The sequence below is a fragment of the Faecalicatena sp. Marseille-Q4148 genome (assembly GCA_018228665.1).
Lineage (GTDB): Bacteria > Bacillota > Clostridia > Lachnospirales > Lachnospiraceae > UBA9414.
This window is the reverse complement of the sequence record CP073692.1, coordinates 1,610,321-1,636,148: the sequence shown is the minus strand read 5'-3', so window position 1 is coordinate 1,636,148 and position 25,828 is coordinate 1,610,321. Positions and strand designations below refer to the sequence as shown.

Here is a 25,828-nt window from a genome sequence, read left to right as displayed (position 1 = left end):
TTAGGAATCCCGGGGGATGTTTTTGGTTAAAAAAAAGAAAGTGCTTAGTTTGAATCGGAATGCTGTTTTTTCTGAAGCATTACAATCCCTATGGCAATCAGTACGCCGCCTGTTACAAATGCAGACAGAAGACCGGTTGTGTGGTAAACGGTATCATACAGAAAATCCGGGATGATATACCAGAATAAATCTATCAGTTCCTGTGCGAGAACACAGATTCCGGCAACGATCAAAGCGCCTGCAATCCACATACGGTATTTCTGGAACAGTTCTTTGTGGTTGTCGATCAGATAATCGAAGCGGAACAGCCATCTGTCTTCTTCCTGAGCAAATTGTTCTTCAGACATATTTTTCAGATTATGTGTGTGGAAGAAGCTGTAACACCAGATAACAGGAAGTGCAAGAATCATCCACTCCATATGAAGAAGCACTCCAATGGCAATTACACCCCAAAATAAGGTCATAATACTAAGTCCCTGTTTCTCAAATCCCATATTCATTGGTCCGGCTCCCGGGATAAGGGAGCAGATAAAATTAATAAATCCGTTTTTTTGTTTTTTCATCTCTATATTCCTCCAGTTCTTTTCGTTTCTGAGATTAGTATAGCAGTGAAAGATTAGGAATTTCTGGTGTAATATTAAAGAATTTCTTAATATTTTTCAGACGAGAGAAATCGCATTTAGAAAGAATTCTCAAAAACTTATGAAAACACAGTATAATATCCCAAACCCTTTAAATATACTTGCTAACATGGGCGCAAAATGCTATAATCGTGATGTATTTTAGGCATCCCTCTCTTGACAAGTGCATATGACACTGTGCCTTTGTCAAGAGAGTGGAAGTAAAGGCAAAGAAGAAAGAAAAGAAGGAAGTGATTTTTGTGGTTCAGTCAAGAACACATACATGTAATGAATTAAGAAGTTCTGATATCGGGAAGAAAGTTGTTCTCGCAGGATGGTTTGAAAATATTCGTAAAGTCAGCAAAAATCTGGGATTTTTAGTGCTGAGAGATTTTTATGGAACAACACAGATTGTCATTGAGACAGAAGAGATGATGCAGATAATTGACAGTGTTAATAAGGAAACAACACTGTCTATAGAAGGTGTGGTAAGGGAGCGTTCCAGTAAGAATGCAAACCTTCCGACCGGAGATATTGAAGTTGTTCCGGAGAAGATCAGTATTCTTGGCAGATGTTCTTATAACGCACTGCCGTTTGAAATCAACCAGTCAAGAGAAGCTGATGAAAATGCAAGATTAAAATATCGTTATCTGGACCTGAGAAATCCATCTGTAAAAGAAAAAATTGTGATGAGAAGTAAGATTGTGGCAGAACTTCGTCAGAGAATGAGCGAGCTGGACTTCCTTGAGATTACCACTCCGATTCTGACATGTTCTTCTCCGGAGGGAGCACGCGATTACCTTGTTCCGGCAAGAAACCATCCGGGTAAATTCTACGCGCTTCCGCAGGCGCCGCAGCAGTTCAAACAGATTTTGATGGCGTCCGGATTTGACAGATATTTCCAGATTGCGCCTTGCTTCCGTGATGAAGATGCAAGAGCAGACCGTTCACCGGGAGAGTTCTACCAGTTAGATATGGAGATGGCATTTGCTTCCCAGGAAGATGTGTTCCAGGTAATCGAGCAGGTACTTCCTCCTGTATTTGAGAAATACGGCGTATATAAGAGTGCATCGACATTGCCGTTTGCAAGAATTCCGTATCTGGAAGCAATGGACAAGTATGGAACAGATAAGCCGGATTTGAGAATCGATCTTGTTCTTCAGGATGCAACAGAGGTAATGGCAGATTGTGGATTTGGACCATTTGAAAACCAGATTGTGAAAGCGATTGTTGTAGATGGTTTCAGCGCATCAAGAAAAGTGATCGATAAGATTTGTGCAGAAGTGGAAGTGCAGACAGCGAATAAAGCGTTCTGGTTTAAAGTAGATGAGAATGGAAATCTTGTTGGCGGTATTTCTAAATTCTTAGAGCCAAGAAAAGAAGAAGTAATTCAGACACTTGGATTAAAAGCAGGAGATTTTGTCGGACTGACTGCAGGAAAGAAATTGACAGCACAGAAGACAGCAGGTGTTCTTCGTAAATTGCTTGGTGCAGCCAGTGAGAAACATATGAAGCAGGATTGCTATGAATTCTGTTGGATTGTTGATTTCCCGATGTATGAGATTGGTGAAGAATCCGGAGAGCTGGAATTCTGCCACAATCCATTCTCTATGCCGCAGGGCGGAATGGAAGCATTAAAGACACAGGAACCATTAGAGATTCTTGCATATCAGTATGACCTTGTATGTAACGGCGTAGAACTTTCTTCAGGAGCTGTCCGTAACCATGATCCTGAGATTATGATTAAGGCATTTGAACTTGTTGGACTTGGAGAAGATGATGTGAAAGCAAAGTTCCCGGCGATGTACAATGCATTCTGTTATGGAGCGCCGCCGCATGCAGGAATTGCACCTGGAGTTGACCGTATGATTATGCTGATCTGCGGCGAAGAGAGCATTCGAGAAGTTATTCCGTTCCCGATGAACAAAAATGCAATGGACATTATGATGGGTGCGCCGGCAGAGGTAGAGCAGAAGCAGCTTGATGATGTACATATCATGATTCATCTGCCACAGGAAGAAGAGCAATAGTTAAGGGTAAGGAAGATATTAGGGAGTATACTGGTATCTTCCTTTTTATATAAAGGATGGAAATATATGGGCAGGAAAAAAGACTGGAAAAAACGAAGAAAGCGGATTCTGAGAAGAAAGCTTTTGCGTGCGGCAGTATTACTTGTTATGCTTTTCATGGTCGTCGGTATGATCGCACTTGCTGTGGTCGGCGTGAAGAAGCTTGCAGGTCTGTTTGAAAAAGAAAAACCGGCTGCTTCTGATAAAGTTGAGCAGATTGAAAAAGAAGATAAAACAAAAGAGCCGGAGAAAAAAGAGTCTGAAGAGCAGAAAGACGAGTCAACACCACAGTTAGTAAGCAATACACCGCAGAAATTGACAAGAGAGCAGAGCATTGCACAGATTACCAAGATGGCGGAAACGTATTCAGAAATGCAGGAAATATTAGAACATCAGGCAGAATATCCGGATGAACTGCTGCTGATGCTGGCAAATAACCCGGAGACACTGGAATTTGTGAAAAACTATCCAAAGCTGCAGGGAACTGTGAATAACGCAGATCAGCTGAAGAAAATCCGTGAAGGAAGTATTCCGCTTCTGATCCAGTGGGATGAGAGATGGGGATATGGTGCGTACGGTGACAGCAATATTGCAATCAGCGGCTGTGGACCTACCTGTCTTTCCATGGTAGCGGCAGGACTTAGACAGGACACTTCTGTTACACCGCTTGCAGTTGCTAACTATGCACAGGAGCAGGGATATTACAGTGAAGCCGGAACAAGCTGGGATTTGATGACAACGGGATGCGAGCAGTTTGGGATTCATGGCGAGGAGCTGGCTCTTGGAGAGAGTTCTGTGAAAGCGCAGTTAGAGAGCGGTCATCCGATTATCTGCAGCATGGGCCCGGGAACATTTACAACAGAGGGGCACTATATCGTTCTGAGCGGATGGAAAAATGGAATGATAGAGATCCATGATCCGAACAGTGTTTCCAGAAGCAAAAAGTTGTGGGCTTACGGAGAACTGGAGCCTCAGATTAAAAATATGTGGGTATATTCAGTAAAATAAGTTGCGGCAGACTTTCGAAAATACATTTGCCGGAAGAAATATGATTTTGCGGGGCGAATGTTCAGGAAGCCAAGCGCGTTTAAAAGGAGGAAAAATGATGAGTGAAGAAAAGCAGACTGAAGCAGCGAACGAAAGGGGCGAACTGCAGACAGAGGCAGGCTGCGGGCAGCTTGACAAAATTACAGAAGTAATGGGCGGAACCGCTTCCAATATTGTGGAACTGGTATTTGGGAATCAGGTAAGAGGAAAGATTACATTTCTGGAAGAAACGATTTTTCGCTATGACGTAGATCCGACAGGAATATTTGCAAGTTATGCGGTACCGAGAGAAGAGGCGCATACAGCGAAGATCCAGCAGTGTCCGGATGAGTCAGAATGGTATACAAAACCGGAAGCGGTTATCGTGGACGGGGCTCAGGAAGCGGTAATTCAGTGTGGCGCAACAGAAGTTGTATTTGAGAAAGCCACAGCCAAAATGAGTATTCGAAGAAATGGCGCTGTTGTCATGGAAGAAGCAGAAGCGCTGACGCTGACTGACGTTGAGGCAGTTCAGAAGCTGGTAAAGCATGAAAAAGAGCAATTCTATGGAGGCGGCACACAGAATGGCCGTTTTGTACATACAGGAAAGACAATCCAGATTGTTAATGAGAGTGCGTGGATGGACGGAGGTGTTGCATCTCCGAATCCGTTTTATTTTACAACTGCGGGTTACGGCGTTTTAAGAAATACATTTTCAGATGGATGTTATGACTTTGGAGAAACGAAAGAAGATATCGTAAGTACAGTTCATAAAGAATCCAAACTGAGTGCATATTATTTTATTACGGATGCTGAGAATGAACGCCGCAAAGTGCAGGATTTATTGCGTGGATATTATCACGTTACAGGAAATCCGCTGCTGCTTCCGGAATATGGATTTTATGAAGGGCATTTGAACTGTTATAACCGTGACGGCTGGTCCGAGGAAGCCGGAGATAAGGCTTGGAATGTTAAGGGAACACAGCCTTTCGACAGTGAGGGGATCACAAAATATGAAAGCGGTATGGCAACTGGATATCGTTTATCAGAAGGACAGCATTCAGAATCATTGAATGGGGAGCGTCCGACTGTTGCAACAGAGAATTATCCGGCAGATGTGGATGCGCCGTATGAGTATTCTGCGCGGGCTGTGCTGGATGATTATATAAAATATGACATGCCGCTGGGATATTTTCTGCCAAATGACGGATACGGCGGAGGATATGGACAAAATGGTTATTACGTTCAAGGCGGTGTCAACGAAGACGGCTCCAGTTCGGAAGAACGTATCGCAGCAGTCGATGCAAATGTAGCGAACCTTGCAAGATTTACAGAGTATGCCAACAGCAAAGGTGTGGCAGCAGGACTCTGGACTGAAAGCAATCTGGCGCCGGATTCCGACAGTCAGACATACTGGCATTTGCTTAGAGACTTTAAGAAAGAAGTTTCAATCGGAGGTGCCACAACATTAAAGACAGATGTTGCATGGGTAGGACCGGGATACTCTTTCCAGCTTAATGGTGTAAAAACAGCCTATGATATCATTACAACAAGAGAGCAGTTCCGGCCAAACATCATCTCCCTCGATGGCTGGGCAGGTTCACAGCGGTTCAACAGTGTGTGGAGTGGAGATCAGACCGGAGGAAACTGGGAATATATCCGATTCCATATTCCGACTTATATTGGAAGTTCTCTAAGCGGCAATCCGAATATCGGAAGTGATATGGATGGTATTTTCGGTGGAAAAGCGCTGATCGCAGCCCGGGATTTCCAGTGGAAATCTTTCACACCGCAGATGCTTAATATGGATGGCTGGGGAAGTTATATGAAAGCGCCGTTTACTTTCGGAGATCCATATACAGGAATCAACCGGATGTATATGAAAATGAAAGCAGAGCTTATGCCATATATTTACACAAGTGCGGTATCCGCTTCTAATATTGAAACAGGAAATGACGATACAGGACTCCCGATGATCCGCGCGATGTTCTTAGAATATCCAAATGATGAATATGCGTACAGCAGAACGATGCAGTATCAGTTTATGTTTGGTTCTGACATTCTTGTTGCGCCGGTTTACAAAAATACGATGGCAGATGAGATGGGAAATGATGTGCGAAACCACATTTATCTGCCGGATAAAGAAGAGATCTGGATTGATTATCTCACCGGAGAAAAATATGCAGGCGGTCAGGTACTCAATAATTTTGATGCTCCTCTTTGGAAGCTTCCGGTATTTGTGAAAAACGGGGCAATTCTTCCGAAATATGAAGAAAATAATACACCGGACGAGATTGATAAGTCAAATCGGATTGTAGAGTTCTGGCCGGCAGGGGAAAGAAGCTATACTGTGTATGAGGATAACGGAACCTATATTCAGAATGATACGACAGAAGAGGAAACATACGGAACGATCGATCATATTTCTTATGGAGATCATGTCTCCACAACATATACTTCCAAAGTGGAAGGAACAACAGCGATTCTGACAGCGGAAACTTCCAGAGGAAATTATGAAGGATATGAGAAACTTCGCAGCACTACTTTTGTAGTACATTTAACCGAAAAGCCGGAGAGCATTACGGCAGTCAACGGAGCTTGCGAACTGAAAATGAAAGAAATGAAGTGTCTGGCAGAGTTTGAAGCGTGTGAAGCAAAGGCCGGAGAAGCTGTATGGTTCTACGAAGCAGAGCCTGTGATCCGTACATATGCGTCAGAAGAAGAAAAAATATTGAAAGATCTTGTGGCAAAGGTAAAATGCGCTCCGAAACTGCATGTAAAACTGGCAAAGGCAGATACGCAGACAGAGATGCAGACGGTAGAAATCAAAGGATTTGTCAGTGAATTTAACCGTATGGCAGAAAAAGAACATGATGGACTGCAGGCGCCGATACTAAGTGCACCGGAGGAAATGAAAACATCCGTATCCATTGGACTTACATGGACTGAAATTCCGGGAGCAGCTGCATATGAGATGCTTGTAGACGGACGTTTGTATACAATGGGGAATGCGCTGTCTTATGTGCATGATGATTTGGAATACCATTCCGAACATACATATCAGATACGCTCAAGAAATGCAGAAGGTTACTCTGCATGGAGCGAAGTGCTTGTGACAAGTTCACTGTCAGATCCGTGGAGAAATGAAATCGGTGCGCTTGGAACAGTGACATGGACCGGCGGAGATGAAGCAGGTGCACTGAAATATGCTACAGACCATAGTTTCCGTGGATTATTCTTCGCAGTAGGCGATGTCGCCGGGGACCGCACTCCATTTATCTATGATTTCGGAGCGGCATATGAGCTTGACCGTTTCGAATACTATCCGCGCGATAACTATGGAAGCGGCTGTGTGCAGAAAATGAATGTATATTCCAGTCTCGACGGAAAACACTGGAAACTTGAGTGGGACGGCGCTTCTCAGGATGACTGGACATATAATGCCGATCTGGAAGTAGAAGAAAATGCGAAAGTCGTTCCTCTTAGCGGCGTCAGTGCACGTTATCTGAAGCTTGAAGTTGTGAAATCGATCCGTAACTACTTCGCATCCCATGAACTTCCAGTATTTAAGAAAGACGGAAGCAAGCCGTTTGCCGTTGGAAGTACCAATAAGAATGAAATCGTTTCCGAAGGCGATTATATAAATATGAAGAATTATCTGGGAACTTGTGTGAAAGATGGTTCCAATTTTGTTGATCAGATCCAGAAACGAAGCGGAGATGTGAACATGAACGGCATCTATGATGTATATGACTATGCATTTACGATGTTTAAACTGGACGGTGGTACGAAACAGACCGGAAAGGCTTCCGGAGAGGCGCATCTTGCAGCGGATCGGGAGGAAGTGAAAGCAGGAGAAACATTTAATATGATAGTTTCTGCTGAATGTGCTGAAAATATTAATGCCTTCGGTCAGGTAATCAATTACAATCCGTCCCATATGGAGTTTGTTTCTGCAGCAGGAAATGACAGCGTAGCAGAGATGGAGAATCTAACGATAGCCAAGACGTACAGTGACGGTACCGCTTATGTGAATCTGGCATTTGCGAACAGGGGCGATAAGCCGCTTTACAGTGGAAGCGGTGAGCTTGCGGTGATTACGATGAAAGCCCTTGCAGATATCCGTCCGGCAGAAGAACTTGTATGTGACAGTGTACAGCTGATCGGACCGGAATATGATATCGCCGGAGAAAATGAAGTGGCTGAGGAAACGAAAGAAGCAGAAGAAAAAAAGATTGACAAATAAAAAATGTCATGCTATATTTAAAGGGAGTTAGAAAGAACTAACTTTTAAAAAGCAGCGGTGCGGCTGCTTTTTAAAACCCTATAAGTTAGTAAAGACTAACATTGTGATTCATTTTTCTTTGAAAGGAGTTTTGGGAATGTTTGAAAAATATCTTATTACCTATTGTTCTCCGACACTTGCCTCGCTGAAAAGTGCAAATCTGTTTACTGTGAAGTATGTAAGTGAGTCCGAGCTCTGCCTGCAGTTAGATGTATGGAACGCCCATTTCAGAAGCAAAGGATTATGTTTGATGGTGCTTCGCAGACAGGAGCATACAGCGTTGATCTATATCTATCGACATTCCCTCCTTTCAAAAGAACTGAAAAAACCGGGAGTCGCTGCTTTTCTGGCCGGATATGGTTATGAAAGTACAGAATTTCCTTATGTACTTGAGCATTTGAAAGCACGTATTGAACAAAGTGGTTCTTTTCCGCATGAAATAGGAGTTTTTCTAGGCTATCCCCTTGCAGATGTGATTGGATTTATTGAAAATGCAGGGCAGAACAGTAAATGCAGCGGATGCTGGAAAGTATACTGTAATGAATGCGAGGCGATTCGGACATTTGCCCGGTTTAAAAAGTGCAAAGAAGTTTATGAACGGCTGTGGCGGCAGGGGAGGAGCGTCATGAAACTGACAGTGGCAGCGTAAAAAAGATAAATTTATATGTATTTCGTTAATTTTTACATATTGTTAACAAATTAACTATTGCGTTAAAAAATTAACAGTGCTATAATAGCACTTGGAAATAAGAAAAGCGATCCGGAAGTGCCAATGACGGAGCGCGCGGATGTGTAATAAGGAGGAATACATATCATGATGAGATTTACATTACCAAGAGACTTATACTATGGAAAAGGAGCACTGGAGCAGTTAAAGAATCTAGATGGAAAAAAAGCAATGCTTGTTCTTGGCGGCGGTTCCATGAAGAAATTTGGTTTTGTTGATAAAGTTGTTGCATATTTAAAGGAAGCAGGAATTGAAACACAGTTATTTGAAAATGTAGAGCCGGATCCGTCTGTAGAGACAGTTATGAAAGGTGCGGCTGCCATGAGAGAATTCGAACCGGACTGGATTATTTCTATGGGAGGCGGTTCTCCGATTGATGCGGCAAAGGCAATGTGGGTATTCTATGAGTATCCGGAGACAACCTTTGAAGAAATCATTCAGCCATTTTCTTTCCCGACATTAAGAAAGAAAGCCAAATTCCTTGCAATTCCTTCTACATCAGGAACAGCAACAGAAGTAACAGCATTTTCTGTTATTACTGACTATGAAAAAGGAATTAAATATCCTCTGGCAGATTTTAATATCACACCGGATGTTGCAATTGTTGATCCGGAGCTTGCAGAAACAATGCCTCAGAAGCTGACGGCACATACAGGTATGGATGCGTTGACACATGCGATTGAAGCTTATGTATCTACACTGAATTCACCATTTACAGATCCGCTTGCATTAAAAGCAATTCATATGGTATTTGATTATCTTCCGGCATCTTACAATAAAGATATGGAAGCAAGAGAACAGATGCATTATGCACAGTGTCTTGCAGGAATGGCATTTTCTAATGCATTGCTCGGTATCGTTCATTCTATGGCTCATAAGACAGGAGCAGCATTCTCAACAGGACATATTCCGCATGGATGTGCGAATGCGATTTATCTGCCATATGTAATCAAATATAATGCAAAAGATGAGACGGCATTAAAACGCTATGCAGAGATTGCCCGCTCAGTAGGTTTGGAAGGAAATAGCGATGAAGAACTGATGCAGGCGCTCTGTGCAAAGATTGATGCATATAATGTGGAATTAAATATTCCTAAGACACTAAAAGAATTTGGTATCAAGGAAGAAGAATTTAAAGAAAAAGTTGCAGAAATTGCAAAGAATGCAGTAGGTGATGCATGTACAGGATCTAATCCGAGAAGTATTACACCGGAACAGATGGAGAAGCTTCTTACATGCACATATTATGGAACAGAAGTAGATTTCTAAGATAACCTTATAGTTCATTTCATTCAATAAAGAAACGGCACGGAGGGAGTTAACCTTTCGTGCCGTTTCGATTTTTCTTAAAAAGGCTGTCCGGAATCTTTGGAAGCAGCAATCATCTTCAGAAAATCCGGAAGAATTTTATCACTGTAAGCCATAATAGAATAGCTGCCCTTATTTAGACACCAGTCATAGATGAGGGCGCGTTCATACATGACATAGAGTTTTTCCAGTTCTTCAAGAGAGCGGTCGCTCCTCAGTTCTCCTTTCTCCATTCCCTCAGAAATAATCTGAATGATGAGCTGGAAATAAAACCGGTCTTCATCGAGAAGATGCTGAGAAGCTTTCGTAATAAGCTGAGAGGAATAAAGACGGGCGAGAAGATCTACGTTGATGCTCTCGTCGATCATCTTAAACAGTTCGTGATTTAGATAGGAAAGTTTCTCGCAGCATGTCATATCCGGCAGCAGTTTTGCAGAGAGTTCTTCATATTTCTCGTCAAATAAATCTGAAAGGGAGCTAAGAAGTGCATCTTTACTTTCAAAATAATGATAGAAAGAACCTTTGGAGGTATCCGAAGCGGTAATTATCTCATCCACAGTTGTATCATCATAACCGTATTTATAGAACAGATTCCAGGCTGCCCGGATGATTTTCATTTTTGTTTTTTGTTTGCGTTTTTTTGGCATGTGGTACCTCCTTGTGAAATTAAAATATATAGTACAAAATAAAAAATACACCAGCCAGAGGAATGCTCTGGCTGGAAAAAGGCATTTATACGCCGGCAATAAAGCCGTATTTTAATGGATCGGTCGGATCGATCACATAGGTTGCCTCGCCTGTGATATAAGCGCTTCCTGTAATCTGCGGGATTACGGCAACATGTCCGTCTACTTCCGTTACATCTTTGATAACACCTCTGAAACGTGATCCAATGAAACTTTCATAAACGAAAGGTTCTCCGACACCAATCTTACCATGACTGTACAGTGCGGCAAGTTTTGCGCTTGTACCGGTTCCGCATGGAGAACGATCTGCCTGGGCATCTCCAAAGATAACAACATTTCTCATAGAGCATCCAATTGTTGGAGTCGGTCCATAAAATTCTACCAGATCTACTGTTGTAATGTCAAGATAAGGATGCTTTACTGTAACAGTAGCATTGATTTCTTCCAGAAGCTTCATACCCAGCTTTGTCAGGAACGGTACATTGTGAGCTTCGATCTCTTCCTGAATCGAAGGCTGTGTCACATCTACAAGAGCGAAGAAACTTCCGCCAAAAGAAATATCATAAGCAATCTTGCGGCCTTCAACAGTTGCGACAAGATTCTCTTTATATAAGAAAGCAGGTACATTGGTCAGTGTAACTTCTGTTGCGCGTCCATTCTCTACCTTGACTTTTGTCCGGATGATTCCGGCAGGCGCTTCCAGTACAACATTCGTGTAAGGCTCTGTAACAGGAACAAGACCTGTCTCTACAGCAACTGTTGCAGATCCAATTGTCCCATGACCGCACATATTCAGATATCCGCCAGTGTCCATAAAGATGACTCCAAGATCTGCTTCACGGTTTACCGGTTCTGTGAGAAGAGCTCCGAACATATCCCGGTGTCCTCGCGGTTCATTCATGAGCGCTTTGCGGTATTGATCATATTTTTTTTCAAGAATGTGTTTTTTCTCCATAATGCTGTCCGCCTTGATATCCGGGAAACCGGATGTTACGACACGGGTAAATTCACCGACAGTATGTGTGTCAATGGCATGAAAGGCAGCTTCAAAAGAGTCTAAATTTAATTTTGGATTTAGTCCCATAATGTACCTCCGATAAAATGTTTGACATAGTATTGACAAATGATTTATAATAGACTATAGTCTAAACTGTACTTCAGTTTATTCTTATTATGATAGATTATGATTGAAAAGTCAATGAATATTTATTAAAATATAAATTAGGGCTTGAAGCTTTTCCAAAAATGTGGTAAAGTAAACTACGCATGAAAAATAAGGGTGTAGATAGGTAACTGGTGTGCCTCCTGGTCTTCAAAACCAGTGTAGGGCGTTAGTAGCGTCCTGGGTGGGTTCGATTCCCACATATACCCGCCAGAAAGAATCGTATATTTTGTACGTAGTAATAGAATGGAAGGTAAAGCAAAAGTCAGTTTGCTTTGCCTTTTTTGTTTTTTAGGCAGTTCCAAATGTTCCGGACATCAGTAATGGAGTCTGGGAAGGAAAGATAAAAGCAGGAAAGCATAAAAAAGGAGAAGAAGGAAATGGGCAATTTGCAGATGCTTCTCAGACAGCACATCGGCGCACCGTGTAAACCGGTTGTTGCAGTCGGAGATAAGGTGGCAAAAGGAACGCTGATCGCAGAACCTGCCGGACTGGGAGCAAATATTTTTGCCAGTGTGTATGGTACGGTTACAGAGATTACAGAGGAAGCGATCATCATTGAACCGGATGCAGAACAGAAGGAAGAATTTGTAAAGATTCCGGAAGGCAGTAAGCTTGATATGGTAAAGGCTGCCGGAATCGTCGGTATGGGCGGCGCAGGCTTCCCAACAGGAGTAAAACTCGGAACAGATCTGAATGGCGGATATATTCTGATCAATGCGGCAGAGTGCGAGCCGGGATTGAAACATAATATTGCACAGATTGAAGCTGAGACAGAGAAAGTACTTCGCGGTGTGAAATACTGTATGGAAATTTCCAATGCAGCGAAGGCAATTTTTGCGATTAAGAAGAAAAATGAAAAAGCAGTTGAGCTGCTCCGTGAGGCAGTAAAGAATGAAGAACATATTTCCATTCATTTGCTTCCGGATATTTATCCGATGGGAGAAGAGCGCGCTGTTGTCAGAGAATGTCTTGGTATCGAACTTGCACCGGATCAGCTTCCGTCAGCTGCACAGTCAGTTGTTATTAATGTTGAGACAGTTGCAAGAGTAGCGGAGGCAATTGATGAGCGCAAACCTTGCTTTGAGAAAAACCTGACAGTAGTCGGAAAGCTGAATGGAGGAGCAGAACCACATGTGTTCATGAATGTTCCGGTAGGAACAAGCGTGGGAGAACTGATCGAGCGCGCAGGAGGCATTGACGGACTCTATGGTGAGATCATTATGGGCGGACCGTTTACGGGAAAAGCGACAACCGAAGAAGCTCCGATCACAAAGACGACAGGCGGAATCATTGTAACAATTGATTTCCCGAATCTTCACGGTGCAAAAGTAGGTTTACTTGTATGTGCCTGCGGCGGAGATGAGGCGCGTATGCGTGACATTTGCCAGAAGATGAATGGCGTTGTGGCATCTGTTGCAAGATGTAAACAGGCAGCAGAGATGAAAAACGGAGCATTAAAGTGTGAACGTCCGGGAAATTGTCCGGGACAGGCTAAGAACAATATCCAGTTCAAGAAAGACGGATGTGAATATATTATTATCGGAAACTGCTCAGACTGCTCCAATACAGTCATGGGTTCCGCGCCAAAGATGGGATTAAAGGTATTTCATCAGACGGACCATGTGATGAGAACGATCGGACATCCGTTGTATCGTTATCTGAGAGTTTCAAAACAGGTAGAACAGTTACCGGAATATAAATAAGAATACTACCGTCAGATGACGGACAGTAGATAGAAGTGAAGTGGAAAAGGATAAGGAGGAAATTAGTATGTCAATTACAGCAGAAACAGCGAAAGCGCATGCAAATGATCCTGCGGTATTATGCTGCAGAGCAGAAGCTGGGATTACAATTGAGGCAGCTAATCTTGAAGATCCGGCAATTTTTGATGATTTAGTAGATTCAGGTTTATTAAACCTGGACGGGGTACTGACAATCGGACAGATTCTTGGATCAAAATTAACAAAAACATGTGATTCTCTTACACCAATCACAGCAGACGTAGTTGATGGCTACAAAGAAGCTGCTGCAGAGGAAGCAAAGGAAGAATCTGTAGAAGAAGCAGAGGAAGTATCAGAAGTACCTGCAGTACCTGCAGCAGCACCTATGGCACCTGTGGCAAATGCAGGAGGCGTTCTGAAAATTCATATCGATGAAGGAAAAGGGATTGATATTGAACTTCCGATGATGACAGGAGCAGTAGGAACAGCAGCGCCTGTGGCTCCGGCAGCAGTACCGGTTGCAGTACCTGCAGAAACAAAAGAGCAGGAACCAAAGTTAATCAGAAGCTTAACAAGAAAGCATTACAATATTACAGAAGTAAAAAGAGGACCGGAGACGAAGATTGAAGGAACAGTTCTTTACATCCGTGAAGGAATCGAAGAAGAAGCAGCAGCTTCACAGGAGCTTGTACATAGCTTAAAAATCGATATCATTACTCCGGACAAATACAATGAATACTCTGAGACAATCATGGATGTTCAGCCGATTGCTACAAAAGAAGGCGAAGATGAGATCGGAAGCGGTACAACAAGAGTACTGGATGGCGTAATCATGATGGTAACAGGTACAGATGCAAACGGCGTACAGATTGGGGAGTTCGGTTCTTCAGAAGGTATTCTGGAAGAAAACATTATGTGGAACCGTCCGGGTGCTCCTGACAAGGGAGAAATCTTCATTAAAACAGAAGTCGTAATTGCAGCAGGAACAAATATGGAACGTCCGGGACCGCTTGCAGCACATACTGCAACAGATGTCATTACACAGGAAATCCGTGAGGCTTTAAAAGCTGTAGAAGATGAAGCGCTTGTTGTAAATGAAGAAACATTCAACCAGTACAGAAGACCTGGCAAGAAAAAAGTTGTTATCGTAAAAGAAATCATGGGACAGGGCGCTATGCATGATAACCTGATCCTTCCGGTTGAGCCTGTTGGTGTACTTGGTGCAAAACCAAATGTTGATCTTGGCAATGTTCCGGTTATGGTTTCTCCGCTGGAAGTTCTTGACGGATGTATTCATGCATTAACATGTATCGGACCTGCATCTAAAGAAATGTCCAGACATTACTGGAGAGAACCGCTCGTATTAGAGACTTTGATGGACGAAGAAGTTGACCTTTGCGGAATCATTTTCGTAGGAAGTCCACAGATCAATGCTGAGAAATTCTATGTTTCCAAACGTGTTGGTATGATGGTAGAAGCCCTTGATGTTGATGGTGCATTTATTACAACAGAAGGTTTCGGAAACAATCATATTGACTTCGCAAGTCACCACGAACAGATTGGTATGAGAGGCGTTCCGGTTGTTGGACTTTCTTTCTGCGCTGTTCAGGGAGCTCTTGTTGTTGGAAATAAATACATGACTCATATGGTTGATAACAATAAATCAGAAGCAGGTATTGAAAATGAAGTACTTGCATGCAATACACTTTGCCATGAGGATGCGATCCGTGCATTAAATATGCTCAAAGCCGCTATGGCAGGAGAAGAAGTGAAAGCGCCTGAGAAAAAATGGAATCCGAACGTAAAAGCAAACAATGTGGAACTGATTTCTAATGTAACAGGAAAACCAATCGAATTAGTGAAAAATGAGCAGTCACTTCCGATGAGCCAGAAGAGAAGAGAAAAATACAGCTAGGCTGTAGGAGCGATAGTGCTATGAAGTATGGCGATAAAATGATATATATGGAAGGGGTTATTGTAGAAATCCATGACGGATGTGTCGGAGTTGATCTGAAAGGCCGGCTTGGTTTTCTCAAAATCCCGATGCGGATGCTGATCACTGACTATGAGATTAAGATCGGTCAGGAAGTTGGATGGAATATGAGTTTTATTGAACAGCTTGGACCGGAAGTCAATGAGAAATATATCAGCAATCTGGAAACATATCAGAAGCGGCAGCAGGCAATGCGCGCCGCACAGGAAGAAAAGAAGGAGGAATCATAATGAGTTTAACAGCTGTGAAAGGATTACAGTCTGAAATTTTCGTTCCGATCACACCTCCGCCAGTATGGGCACCGGTGACAAAGGAATTAAAAGATATGACAATCGCACTTGCTACAGCAGCAGGTGTACACCATAAAGAAGACAAGAGATTTAATCTTGCCGGAGACTGGACATGGAGAAAGATCACAGATCAGATGAAATCAGAAGATCTGATGGTTTCTCACGGTGGATATGACAACAGTGATGTAAATAAAGACATCAACTGTATGTTCCCGATCGACCGCATCCATGAGCTGGCGAAAGAAGGAGTTATCAAAGCATGTGCTCCTGTTCATGCAGGCTTCATGGGCGGCGGCGGAGACCAGGAGAAATTCAAAAATCAGACCGGTCCGGAAATCGCTCAGATGTTCAAAGAAGAAGGCGTAGACGCAGTAATCTTAACTGCCGGCTGAGGTACTTGCCACCGCTCTGCAGTACTGGTGCAGAGAGCAATTGAAGCTGCAGGTATCCCTACGATCATCATCGCAGCATTACCGCCTGTTGTAAAACAGACAGGAACACCTCGTGGCGTGGCGCCGCTTGTACCGATGGGTGCAAACGCAGGTGAACCAAATAACCCGACGATGCAGAAAGAGATTGTAAAAGCAACTCTTGAGCAGTTAGTCAAACTCGAAAGTCCGGGCAAAGTTGTTCCGTTGCCATTTGAGTATATTGCAAAAGTATAAGATAGGATGCCGGAGAAATCATAGGTTTCTCCGGTTTTCTTTTTCAGAAGAAAGAACCAATTCGCAGAAACAATTCGAAAAGCAAAGGTGAAGCTCTTTGTTTCATATTTAGTGGAGCTATTCCATATCAGATCCGATTCAGGATAAAATAACCAGAAAATGATTTCAGCAGAGGAATTTTATAGAATTATATAATAATAACTGGGAATATACACAAATTTTAGTAACGAATACGATAGGAGGAGTATTTTTCTATAGAAATCTATTTTATGAAATGATAAAATAAAATATCAAATATGATGTGAAAATGAAGCAGAGTAGAAATGAGATAGTGGTGTTCAAGTGGATGCTGACAGAAAGGACGGCCATATGTCAATTAAGCGAATTGAAATTACAGGGTATCGGTCTATTGCATATTTGAATATGGAAATGAATCAGATTACAACTTTGATTGGTCGGAATGGGAGCGGCAAATCGAATATTTTGTCTGCGCTGAATTATTTTTATAAGAATTTGTTGACAGTGCAGGATGAGCAAAATAGTTTTGATACCAATAATAGATTGCGTAATGAAATATGTATTCGAATTACTTATGATTTGAAGCAGATTCTGAAAATTATTAAAAGAAATTTGAATGATGAAAAGAAAGAGTATGAGAATTATTATAAAAAGGTATTAGCAATTTCTAATCATGATGAGATTATTGTTGAGCTGGTTAAGAGAAAAGGGAAGGAAATCCGTTGGAATGTAAGTTACAATACGCGTCAGATTATAGCCTCACTATTTCCGGTATATTTTATAGATTCAAGACAGATTGAACTGACAGATTGGACCAATTTGTGGAATCTGATAGGAGATTTATTTAAATTCAGAAATGAAGATTCTGAAAGGATTCAAAGTACAATAAGAACTATTGTGGAAAGTAACGATAGTTCGGTAAAGAAAAAATTAAATCATCTGCAAGATATATTTGAACAGGAACATATTAATGTGAAGCGTCTGACATCAAGGCAGATTGGTCAGATGTTAGCAGAAATGCTGGTAGGCGGTCAGAGGTTTCAATATGATGAGAAGAATCTTAGGGAATATTCTAATGGAACAAATGCATTTAATTATACAACGATTCTTATTGATATTCTGGCTATTATGAAGAAATACAAATTGAAAGAGCCGATCATTGTCTTGGATGAACCGGAAATTAGTCTGCACCATACGATGATCGATCAATTGATGGAGAAAATTTTTGGGGCGGCAGATCAGGTTCAGTTTCTCTTATCGACACATTCTGCGCGGTGTGTAAAAATGCTGCTTGAAAATGAAGAAGATATTTCTGCGATTTACCATGTTGCATTAAAAGAGAACTATTCCAAACTAAGGCGTGTGCGCAATTTGTCAGAGCAGGAAGAGCGGGAACGTATTGTAGTGACAGAGTCTTATACGGGAAGCTGTTTTGCAAAAATGATTTTGAACGTAGAAGGAGAGACAGAGCTTGAGCTTTTTAAAAATAAATATTTGCGAATGCTTTTTCCGGTTTTGAAAGAAGTTGAGATTGTAATAGGAATGAGCAATAAAGTGGTTCATAATCTAACTGCGCCCAGTAAGAGAAATTATCAGATCCCAGGTCTGGCTGTAATGGATATGGATAAAGTCCTGGCAAAAAAGGATGGAGAAAATGCATTTTTATTTACAGAACTGAAGGATTATCAGATTGATAGAGAAATTTATCATTATGGTGCCAAAAGGCAGAAGACATTAGCGCTTAGGCGCAGGATCAAACGTATGTGCAGTCAGTGTAAATTTTCTTATCGATATCCATTGTTTAGTTGTGATGATCCGAATTTTGAGTGTCTGTTAGATCTGATTGTGGAATATTATCGCAATTATGATGTGTTTTTGTGGAGAAATACGGTGGAAGGTGCGCTGATTACTGCTGAAAATCAGCAAGTATTTAAAAAATATGTGAATGCCGGAGGGCTAAGTCTTGAAGAACGCAAAAATACGGTAGAATACTGGAAATTGTTTCAGGATAAGAAGAATCTGCAGTTAAATTATTTGAGGATGCTTTTTTCCGGAAAACCGGATTATCTGCTGACGAAGAAACAGATCAAAAAACAGAATCCACAAATTGATGAGAATTTATGGAATGTGCTGTGTACGGTAAAGAAGACAAGCGGCTGGGTAAGTAAGTGGCTGGAATTTTATTTTCTTGATCTGGCCGAGATACAGCATCCGGAAAGACAGGGATTCCGGGAATTTGGAAGATGGATTGAAGCAGATGCCAATTATCAACAGGCAGTGGAAGCAGTTCAGAAAGATTTTCCGCAGTTATATGCATTGGTTCACAAAATAGAAGTGACTTTACGTTAAAACAATGGTAGAATAGACCTTGAGCAAGCAGTAATTTTACGAAGACAGACTCGTAAATCCGCGAGACGGTATGGGAATACTGGTGAAACCGCGGAAAAATCAGAACTGATGACTTAAATCTCCCGTAGAAATACGGGGCAGTGTATCTCTCCTGGATAATACCCTGAAAGGAATTATTCAGTAAGTGCTTGCTCTTCTAAAGAGGAAGATAAATGCAAATATATAATTATAAATTTCTTTTAGAAAAAATACTAAAGACAAGCGATGAGAAACTGCATGCAGTTTTGGAAGGAATTGAATATGCATATGAGGAGACTGAAATTCCGAAAAAGAATGGAATTCGGGTAATTCATATGCTTCGGAAAACGCCTGAAGGGAGAAATCTGACTAATTTTCAGAGGAATCTTGTCAGGCGATTTTTGCAGAAAATACCGATTGCCATACCGGCAAAAGGATTTGTGACCGGTGAGAGTTATCAGAACTTTCTGATGCCACATGCCGGAAATCATTATTTTCTAAGAATTGATATAAAAGATTTTTTTGACTCGTTTTCAGAGAAATTGATGATGAGTAACCTGAAAGAATTTATTCAGGATCGGGAAGCATTGGAAACGGTATTTGAGCTTTGTACGTTAAATGCAAAGCTTCCGCAGGGAGCTGTGACTTCACCTATATTATCTAATATATTTTTCAGAAGAATTGATCAGAGAATTTTGAAATACTGTCAATCTATTGAAGAACGCTACCGGAAAGAAAATACAAGATCAGAGAAACAGGGAATCCGTCGGATTTCTTATACAAGGTATGCCGATGATATGCTTTTTAGCTCGGATTTTTTTGATTTTGGGGAGCATATTTATTTTCTGAGAATGCTTTCGAAGATTTTGAAAGAAAATGGTTTCGAGATAAATCGAAGTAAGACAATGATGTGCAAAGGAGAGATCGGGCTCAATGGTTATGTAGTTGGTGACGGGCTTCGGCTGTCGCGCAGAAAACTGCAAAGTGTTAAGGAGACGTTATATTTTTTTCGGAAACAGGATTAGGAACTGTATGAAGTTGATATGAGAAAGGCTGAGGATCTGAAGGAAAGTTTGAAGAAGCTAAATGAAATGCGCAGAGAAAATAATAAAGAAGCGAGAGAATTTCGCAGCCGTCAGGACTTTATCCATTATTTGGCAGGATGCAGAGCGTGGATGATTTCTGTTTTGCAGACAGAGCAACTATTAAAAAAAGATTCTAAGAGATTAGAAAAAACGATTCAGAGGCTGGAAGAATTATTGAAAGCAGTGGAGAAAGAAGAAGGATAGTATGGGCGGAACGAGGATTGAAAGTTATTGGGCAGATGAAATGAAATCAGTTTTATACAAATATCATCAGTTTGAAAAGCTGATTCCCTCTTTGAATCATGAAGGCGCCGGTCACAGAGGAGAAGACGGGCGATATGTAGAAAGTATTTTGCGGGAGACGCTGAAAAAGTTTCTGCCGACAGGGATAGAGATTTTTGATGGATTTATTTTGCGGGCAGGTGTTAAAGGGGGAAACTCAGGGAGAGCGAGAAGAAAGGATGCAGATGTACATTCTTCTCAGTTGGATCTGATTATCTATGATGCGGCAGAATATCCGGTTTATCAGAGATTTGGAGATACGGCAGTCGTTTTGCCGGAGGGAGTTCTTGCTGTTATTTCTGTCAAAAAGAACCTGTATCTGAATGAGGTAAATCATGAACTTCAGATGTTGAAACAGGCAGGACAGATTTGCGCGTTTCATGGAAAGAAGGGCCCATTTCTGGCATTAGTAGGAATGGGAGATAAAATTTCAGATGAGGCAGAGAAATCTTTCAAAAAAGTGGCAGAGAAATTACAAGCAGCAGAATTACATGCATATGAAGAAATGCCTGGATTTATTGGAGCGTTAGAGGGCTGGACGATACACCGACGCCATCGAAAAGATCAAAAAGAGGCGGAATATCAGCTCTTTGTCCATGAAGAAGGAGAGGAGCATTTAGGATTACAATATTTACTGAAGGGAATCTTGGATGTTTATTATAGTGAAGACAGGAAACATGGGTGTCAGCCGGGATTCATTTCTTTTCCAAAGGGAAAGCAGTATTGTGGAGAAACATGCAGGCTGCCTTACCGCACGATTACAGCGCGATAGAAGGAAGAATGATAAATAAGATGGTAATAAGGAGGAAGCATTATGGCAAAATTTGAAGAGTTTCAAAAGATTATTGCAAAACTGCGTTCGCCAAAAGGATGCCCCTGGGATCGGGAGCAGACCCATGAAAGTCTGAAACCGGCCTGCATCGAGGAGGCGGCTGAGGTGATCTGCGGTATTAATATATTGAAAGAGACCGGGAATCCGGACAATCTGAAGGAAGAACTCGGAGATCTTCTTTTACAGGTTGTGATGCATGCACAGATTGCAGAAGAGGAAGGATTTTTTACATTGGATGATGTGATTCAAACGGTATCTGATAAAATGATCCGGCGGCATCCGCATGTATTTGGGACAGCAAATGTTTCAGGAAGCGGGGATGTAATAGCAGCGTGGGAAGATATTAAGAAGCAGGAGAAAGCAGGAAAAGAGTGGATGGAAGATTATCTGCCGGAGGCATTTTTGCAGTCGCGCCGATATCTTGAGCAGGCAGAAGAGCAAAAGAAGAATAAGAAGAAACAAAACAGAGCAAGTGATGAAAAAAGAAACGGAGCTGAGTAAATGGCAAATATGACGAAGCAGGCTTTGGAAGTGTCTCTGAAGAAACTGCTGCTTCAAAAGCCGCTTGATAAAATTACGATTAACGATCTGACAGCAGACTGCGGCATTAGCCGGATGGCATTTTATTATCACTTTGAGGATATTTATGATCTGGTAGAGTGGAGCTGTATCGAAGATGCTTCGCGGGCGCTTCAGGGGAAAAAAACATATGACAGCTGGCAGGAAGGTCTTCTGCAGATTTTTGAGGCAGTGATGGAGAATAAACCGTTTATCTTGAATGTATATCATTCGGTAAGCCGGGAACAGATCGAAACGTATCTTTTTCGTTTAACATATGATTTGTTGGAAGGAGTTGTGGAAGAAAAGGCTGCCGGGCAGAAGATCAGTGAGGAAGAAAAAGGATTTATTGCAGATTTTTATAAATATGGATTTGTGGGAATTATGCTTGACTGGATCAAACAGGGAATGAAATCGGATTATGAAGAGATTGTGGAACGGATGTGCCTGACACTTCATGGGACGATTTTGCGTTCTATTGAGAATTTTTCGGAAAAACATTTGACAGACAATTAATCAAAGTGTGAGAGATGATAAGTTTTTTATCATCTCTTTTGTTTTGTAAATTGAAAATCGTACATAATAACAGTATGCTGAGGGTACATTGAGAAAAAGAAAGAACGATAGTTCGGAAAGGTGGATTCAAGATGAATAAAAAAGCAGGAAAAATCGGTATGGCGGTATTGGCAGCAGGAGCAGGGACAGCAGCTGTTATGGCAAAACGTGCGAGAGATGCAAAACAGAGCAGCGAGATGAAGATAGCGGAGAGAAAGACAGAGTATCGCAACACAGAACGGGGAAAATATGAGAAAAACAGTAAGGGAATTTATTATAGTAACGGAAATTATGAAGCATTTGCACGGCCGGAAAAACCGGATGGAATTGAGGAGAAACATGCTTATATTGTAGGCAGCGGTCTTGCATCACTGGCAGCGGCATGTTTTCTTGTGAGAGATGCACAGATGCCGGGTTCTCACATTCATATTTTGGAAGCAATGGATATTGCGGGCGGTGCCTGTGATGGAATTCATGATCCGATGAGAGGATATGTGATGCGCGGCGGTCGTGAGATGGAAAATCATTTTGAATGTCTGTGGGATCTCTTCCGCAGTATTCCATCGATTGAGACCCCCGGAGTATCTGTTTTGGATGAATATTACTGGCTGAACAAACATGATCCGAATTATTCGCTCTGCCGGGCAACGGTTCATAGAGGAGAAGATGCCCATACAGATGGCAAATTTAATCTGAGTCAGAAAGGCTGTATGGAAATTATGAAATTGTTTATGACGAAAGACGAGGATCTGTACGATAAAAAGATTGAAGATGTCTTTGATGAGGAAGTGTTTGACTCTACATTCTGGCTCTATTGGCGTACGATGTTTGCTTTTGAAAACTGGCATAGTGCATTGGAGATGAAATTGTATTTTCAGCGTTTTATTCATCACATTGCAGGTCTTCCGGATTTTAGCGCTCTGAAATTTACAAAATATAACCAGTACGAATCTTTGATTCTTCCGATACAAAGGTATCTGGAGGAGGCAGGAGTTGATTTCCAGTTTGGCACAGAAGTAACGAATGTGGTCTTTGAATTCCGCGGTGATAAGAAAATCGCTACAGCGATTGAATGTCGTGTAGATGGTGTGGAGAAGGGAATTCTTCTGACAGAAAATGATTATGTATTTGTGACAAATGGAAGCTGCACAGAGGGAACGATTTACGGGGATCAGAATCACGCCCCGAACGGAGATGCGGAAATTCGGACAAGCGGATGCTGGAATTTGTGGAAAAATATTGCAAAACAGGATGCTTCTTTTGGACATCCGGAGAAATTCTGTTCAGATATTTCTAAAACAAACTGGGAATCAGCAACCATTACGACATTAGACGATAAGATTATTCCGTATATTATGAATATCTGTAAACGTGATCCAAGAAGCGGAAAAGTAGTTACCGGAGGGATTGTGAGCTGTCAGGATTCTAAGTGGCTTATGAGCTGGACAATCAATCGTCAGGGACAGTTTAAAGGACAGAATCCGGAACAGGTATGTGTATGGGTATATGGTCTTTTTACAGATGTGCCGGGGGACTATATTAAGAAACCAATGAAGGAATGTACCGGAAAGGAAATTACAGAGGAATGGCTGTATCATATTGGTGTTCCGACAGATCAGATTGCAGACCTTGCAGAGCACAGCGCCGTATGCGTTCCGACGATGATGCCGTATATTACTGCATTTTTCATGCCGCGGGCAAAAGGAGACAGACCGGATGTCATTCCGGATGGATGTGTAAACTTTGCATTTCTTGGTCAGTTTGCAGATACTCCGCGTGATACTGTGTTTACAACAGAGTACTCTGTGCGAACAGCAATGGAAGCGGTTTATGGTCTGCTCGGTGTTGACAGGGGAGTTCCGGAAGTATGGGGAAGTGTATATGATATCAGAGAACTTCTTGACAGTTCGGTAAAATTAATGGATGGACGTTCTCCGCTTGAGATTCCGCTGCCGGGCCCGCTAAATGCTTTGAAGAAGCCTTTGCTTCGTGTGATCAGGGGAACTGTGATAGAAAAACTGCTCCGGGATCATGATATTTTGCGGGAAGAAATGTTATAAAAAAATTGGAATACGGTATAAAAAGTGACTCAAGACCTTTTTCTTCAATAAAAAACACAATAAAAATAGAAAAAATGCACAAAAGCTAGTGGCAAAAACTGAAAGAATATTACAAACTGCTTTTTTATTTAGAAAAAAAGGACTTGTGTCCTATCTGAATTAAGACAAATGTGCTATACTCTCAGTAGAGTCGGCAGTAAGCCGAAGGAACTTGTGCAGTAAGCCATTATCTGGAATAAAAACAAAGAAGTATGATTATTCTACGACTATGAAAGTGCACAGAAGGAAAGCAGACAAATAGCAGGAGGTAATTATGAAAAAAAGAGTTGTTGCAATGTTACTTGCAGGAATGATGACAGTTTCACTGGCAGCATGCGGAGGCGGTTCAGACAGCGGAAGCGATGATAAGAAAAAAGAAGGTAAAAAGTCTGATATGAAAGTTGCGATGGTAACAGATTCAGGTGATATTACAGACCAGAGCTTTAACCAGACAACTTATGAAGCAAGCAAAGCCTGGGCAGAAGAAAATGATGTGGAGTTCAACTACTACAAACCGGAAAGCGACAATGATGAAGCAAGAAATGCAAGTGTAGATCAGGCAATCGCTGATGGAGCAAATGTCGTTGTACTGCCGGGATATATGTTTGCGGCAGCAGTTGTATCCCAGTCAGAGATGTATCCGGATGTAAAATTTGTTGCATTGGATGTTGGAGCCGGAGATATCTGTGAAAAAGGTGTTGGAGAAGGTTATTCTTTTAACCCGGATGACTATGATGTGACAGAATACTACAATGAAGAGAATGTTTACTGCTGTACTTATCAGGAAGAACTTTCAGGATATATGGCAGGATATGCAGCTGTGAAATTAGGATATAAACATCTTGGTTTCCTCGGAGGTATGTCAGTTCCGGCTGTTACACGTTTTGGTTATGGATATCTTCAGGGAGCTGATGCAGCAGCAGAAGAACTTGGTATTTCTGATCAGGTAGAAGTGGAATACGTATGCGGCGGACAGTTCTATGGAGACGCTGATATTACAGCATACATGGATACATGGTATGGCTCTAAAGGCGTAGAAGTTGTATTTGCATGCGGCGGTGGTATTTATACATCTGCAGCAGAAGCAGCAGTTAAGACGGGCGGTAAAGTGATCGGTGTTGATACAGACCAGTCAGCAATTATTAACAAGACAGCAGCAGATCTTACTGTGACATCTGCTATGAAAGGTCTTGCAGCAACAGTTAAGACAGTTCTTACAGATATCAAAGCTGATAAGTGGGATAACTACGCTGGAAAGATCGATACACTTGGACTTGTTTCAGAGAATCCGGAAGAAAACTATGTTCAGCTTCCAATTGAGACAACACAGTGGGGCGATGGATTTACAGAAGACGATTACAAAGTACTTGTAAAAGATATGTTCGACGGTAAGATCAAAGTTTCAAATGACATTACAGCATTACCTAAGACAAAAATTAAAGTAACAGATTACGGCAGCATTAAGTAAACAGCATAA

20 protein-coding genes and 1 tRNA gene are annotated in these 25,828 nt (G+C 41.7%); 18 read left to right on the top strand and 3 right to left on the bottom strand.

The window, feature by feature from the left end; genetic code table 11:
* Positions 1-44: 44 nt before the first annotated feature.
* Positions 45-563, bottom strand: coding sequence for a hypothetical protein (locus KFE17_07665; GenBank protein ID QUO30801.1), 519 nt, complete (start codon positions 561-563; stop codon positions 45-47).
* A 317-nt stretch (positions 564-880) separates the two neighbouring features.
* Between KFE17_07665 and aspS the strand changes: the two genes are divergently transcribed.
* The 5 genes from aspS to KFE17_07640 all read left to right on the top strand — a co-directional run bounded on the left by aspS (position 881) and on the right by KFE17_07640 (position 9,996).
* Complete coding sequence (gene aspS / locus KFE17_07660; GenBank protein QUO30800.1) at positions 881-2,650, top strand: aspartate--tRNA ligase; 1,770 nt, start codon at positions 881-883, stop codon at positions 2,648-2,650.
* 390 nt (positions 2,651-3,040) lie between these two features.
* On the top strand, positions 3,041-3,697 hold the full coding sequence (locus KFE17_07655) for a C39 family peptidase (GenBank protein QUO33661.1): 657 nt from the start codon (positions 3,041-3,043) through the stop codon (positions 3,695-3,697).
* A 97-nt stretch (positions 3,698-3,794) separates the two neighbouring features.
* Positions 3,795-7,961 (top strand): discoidin domain-containing protein, encoded by a 4,167-nt coding sequence (locus KFE17_07650; protein ID QUO30799.1) that lies wholly within the window; start codon positions 3,795-3,797, stop codon positions 7,959-7,961.
* Positions 7,962-8,097: 136 nt separating this feature from the next.
* On the top strand, positions 8,098-8,649 hold the full coding sequence (locus tag KFE17_07645; protein ID QUO30798.1) for a DUF3793 family protein: 552 nt from the start codon (positions 8,098-8,100) through the stop codon (positions 8,647-8,649).
* A gap of 165 nt (positions 8,650-8,814) precedes the next feature.
* Positions 8,815-9,996, top strand: a complete 1,182-nt coding sequence (locus KFE17_07640) for an iron-containing alcohol dehydrogenase (GenBank protein ID QUO30797.1) — start codon at positions 8,815-8,817, stop codon at positions 9,994-9,996.
* Between the two features lie 77 nt (positions 9,997-10,073).
* Here the strand turns inward: KFE17_07640 and KFE17_07635 are convergent, their stop codons facing one another.
* Entirely contained in the window at positions 10,074-10,682 is a 609-nt protein-coding gene (locus KFE17_07635) for a TetR/AcrR family transcriptional regulator (protein QUO30796.1), read from the bottom strand.
* Positions 10,683-10,767: 85 nt separating this feature from the next.
* Positions 10,768-11,805 (bottom strand): proline racemase family protein, encoded by a 1,038-nt coding sequence (locus tag KFE17_07630; protein ID QUO30795.1) that lies wholly within the window; start codon positions 11,803-11,805, stop codon positions 10,768-10,770.
* A 193-nt stretch (positions 11,806-11,998) separates the two neighbouring features.
* Here KFE17_07630 and KFE17_07625 point away from each other — a divergent pair.
* The 13 genes from KFE17_07625 to KFE17_07565 all read left to right on the top strand — a co-directional run bounded on the left by KFE17_07625 (position 11,999) and on the right by KFE17_07565 (position 25,819).
* Positions 11,999-12,096 (top strand) — tRNA-Sec (locus KFE17_07625).
* Positions 12,097-12,263: 167 nt separating this feature from the next.
* Positions 12,264-13,589, top strand: a complete 1,326-nt coding sequence (gene prdC, locus KFE17_07620; protein QUO30794.1) for a proline reductase-associated electron transfer protein PrdC — start codon at positions 12,264-12,266, stop codon at positions 13,587-13,589.
* A 67-nt stretch (positions 13,590-13,656) separates the two neighbouring features.
* Positions 13,657-15,522 carry a D-proline reductase (dithiol) proprotein PrdA gene (prdA, locus tag KFE17_07615; protein ID QUO30793.1) on the top strand — a complete coding sequence of 622 codons (1,866 nt, stop codon included), beginning with the start codon at positions 13,657-13,659 and terminating at the stop codon, positions 15,520-15,522.
* 20 nt (positions 15,523-15,542) lie between these two features.
* Positions 15,543-15,830, top strand: coding sequence for a hypothetical protein (locus KFE17_07610; protein QUO30792.1), 288 nt, complete (start codon positions 15,543-15,545; stop codon positions 15,828-15,830).
* Positions 15,830-16,555, top strand: a complete 726-nt coding sequence (prdB, locus tag KFE17_07605) for a D-proline reductase (dithiol) protein PrdB (protein ID QUO30791.1) — start codon at positions 15,830-15,832, stop codon at positions 16,553-16,555. Before KFE17_07610 ends, prdB begins: the two co-directional genes overlap by 1 nt.
* Before the next feature lie 369 nt (positions 16,556-16,924).
* Positions 16,925-18,922, top strand: a complete 1,998-nt coding sequence (locus KFE17_07600; GenBank protein QUO30790.1) for a retron Eco8 family effector endonuclease — start codon at positions 16,925-16,927, stop codon at positions 18,920-18,922.
* 212 nt (positions 18,923-19,134) lie between these two features.
* A complete protein-coding gene (locus tag KFE17_07595; protein ID QUO30789.1) occupies positions 19,135-19,965 on the top strand; it encodes an RNA-directed DNA polymerase in 831 nt (276 codons plus the stop codon).
* Between the two features lie 18 nt (positions 19,966-19,983).
* A complete protein-coding gene (locus KFE17_07590; protein QUO30788.1) occupies positions 19,984-20,229 on the top strand; it encodes a hypothetical protein in 246 nt (81 codons plus the stop codon).
* A gap of 1 nt (position 20,230) precedes the next feature.
* On the top strand, positions 20,231-21,079 hold the full coding sequence (locus tag KFE17_07585) for a hypothetical protein (GenBank protein ID QUO30787.1): 849 nt from the start codon (positions 20,231-20,233) through the stop codon (positions 21,077-21,079).
* Between the two features lie 42 nt (positions 21,080-21,121).
* On the top strand, positions 21,122-21,640 hold the full coding sequence (locus KFE17_07580; GenBank protein ID QUO30786.1) for a MazG family protein: 519 nt from the start codon (positions 21,122-21,124) through the stop codon (positions 21,638-21,640).
* Positions 21,641-22,213: a TetR family transcriptional regulator C-terminal domain-containing protein gene (locus tag KFE17_07575; protein ID QUO30785.1), complete on the top strand. Its 573-nt coding sequence runs from the start codon at positions 21,641-21,643 to the stop codon at positions 22,211-22,213.
* A gap of 131 nt (positions 22,214-22,344) precedes the next feature.
* Entirely contained in the window at positions 22,345-24,312 is a 1,968-nt protein-coding gene (locus KFE17_07570; protein ID QUO30784.1) for an oleate hydratase, read from the top strand.
* Between the two features lie 313 nt (positions 24,313-24,625).
* Positions 24,626-25,819 carry a BMP family ABC transporter substrate-binding protein gene (locus KFE17_07565; protein ID QUO33566.1) on the top strand — a complete coding sequence of 398 codons (1,194 nt, stop codon included), beginning with the start codon at positions 24,626-24,628 and terminating at the stop codon, positions 25,817-25,819.
* The last annotated feature ends 9 nt before the right edge of the window (positions 25,820-25,828 follow it).

Excerpts from the sequence above, each read along its gene's own strand:
- KFE17_07665 (QUO30801.1), bottom strand. The coding sequence starts at position 563 with ATGAAAAAACAAAAAAACGGATTTATTAATTTTATCTGCTCCCTTATC.
- KFE17_07655 (QUO33661.1), top strand. The coding sequence starts at position 3,041 with ATGGCGGAAACGTATTCAGAAATGCAGGAAATATTAGAACATCAGGCA.
- KFE17_07650 (QUO30799.1), top strand. The coding sequence starts at position 3,795 with ATGAGTGAAGAAAAGCAGACTGAAGCAGCGAACGAAAGGGGCGAACTG.
- KFE17_07645 (QUO30798.1), top strand. The coding sequence starts at position 8,098 with ATGTTTGAAAAATATCTTATTACCTATTGTTCTCCGACACTTGCCTCG.
- KFE17_07640 (QUO30797.1), top strand. The coding sequence starts at position 8,815 with ATGATGAGATTTACATTACCAAGAGACTTATACTATGGAAAAGGAGCA.
- KFE17_07635 (QUO30796.1), bottom strand. The coding sequence starts at position 10,682 with ATGCCAAAAAAACGCAAACAAAAAACAAAAATGAAAATCATCCGGGCA.
- KFE17_07630 (QUO30795.1), bottom strand. The coding sequence starts at position 11,805 with ATGGGACTAAATCCAAAATTAAATTTAGACTCTTTTGAAGCTGCCTTT.
- prdC (QUO30794.1), top strand. The coding sequence starts at position 12,264 with ATGGGCAATTTGCAGATGCTTCTCAGACAGCACATCGGCGCACCGTGT.
- prdA (QUO30793.1), top strand. The coding sequence starts at position 13,657 with ATGTCAATTACAGCAGAAACAGCGAAAGCGCATGCAAATGATCCTGCG.
- KFE17_07610 (QUO30792.1), top strand. The coding sequence starts at position 15,543 with ATGAAGTATGGCGATAAAATGATATATATGGAAGGGGTTATTGTAGAA.
- KFE17_07600 (QUO30790.1), top strand. The coding sequence starts at position 16,925 with ATGTCAATTAAGCGAATTGAAATTACAGGGTATCGGTCTATTGCATAT.
- KFE17_07595 (QUO30789.1), top strand. The coding sequence starts at position 19,135 with ATGCAAATATATAATTATAAATTTCTTTTAGAAAAAATACTAAAGACA.
- KFE17_07590 (QUO30788.1), top strand. The coding sequence starts at position 19,984 with ATGAGAAAGGCTGAGGATCTGAAGGAAAGTTTGAAGAAGCTAAATGAA.
- KFE17_07585 (QUO30787.1), top strand. The coding sequence starts at position 20,231 with ATGGGCGGAACGAGGATTGAAAGTTATTGGGCAGATGAAATGAAATCA.
- KFE17_07580 (QUO30786.1), top strand. The coding sequence starts at position 21,122 with ATGGCAAAATTTGAAGAGTTTCAAAAGATTATTGCAAAACTGCGTTCG.
- KFE17_07575 (QUO30785.1), top strand. The coding sequence starts at position 21,641 with ATGGCAAATATGACGAAGCAGGCTTTGGAAGTGTCTCTGAAGAAACTG.
- KFE17_07570 (QUO30784.1), top strand. The coding sequence starts at position 22,345 with ATGAATAAAAAAGCAGGAAAAATCGGTATGGCGGTATTGGCAGCAGGA.
- KFE17_07565 (QUO33566.1), top strand. The coding sequence starts at position 24,626 with ATGAAAAAAAGAGTTGTTGCAATGTTACTTGCAGGAATGATGACAGTT.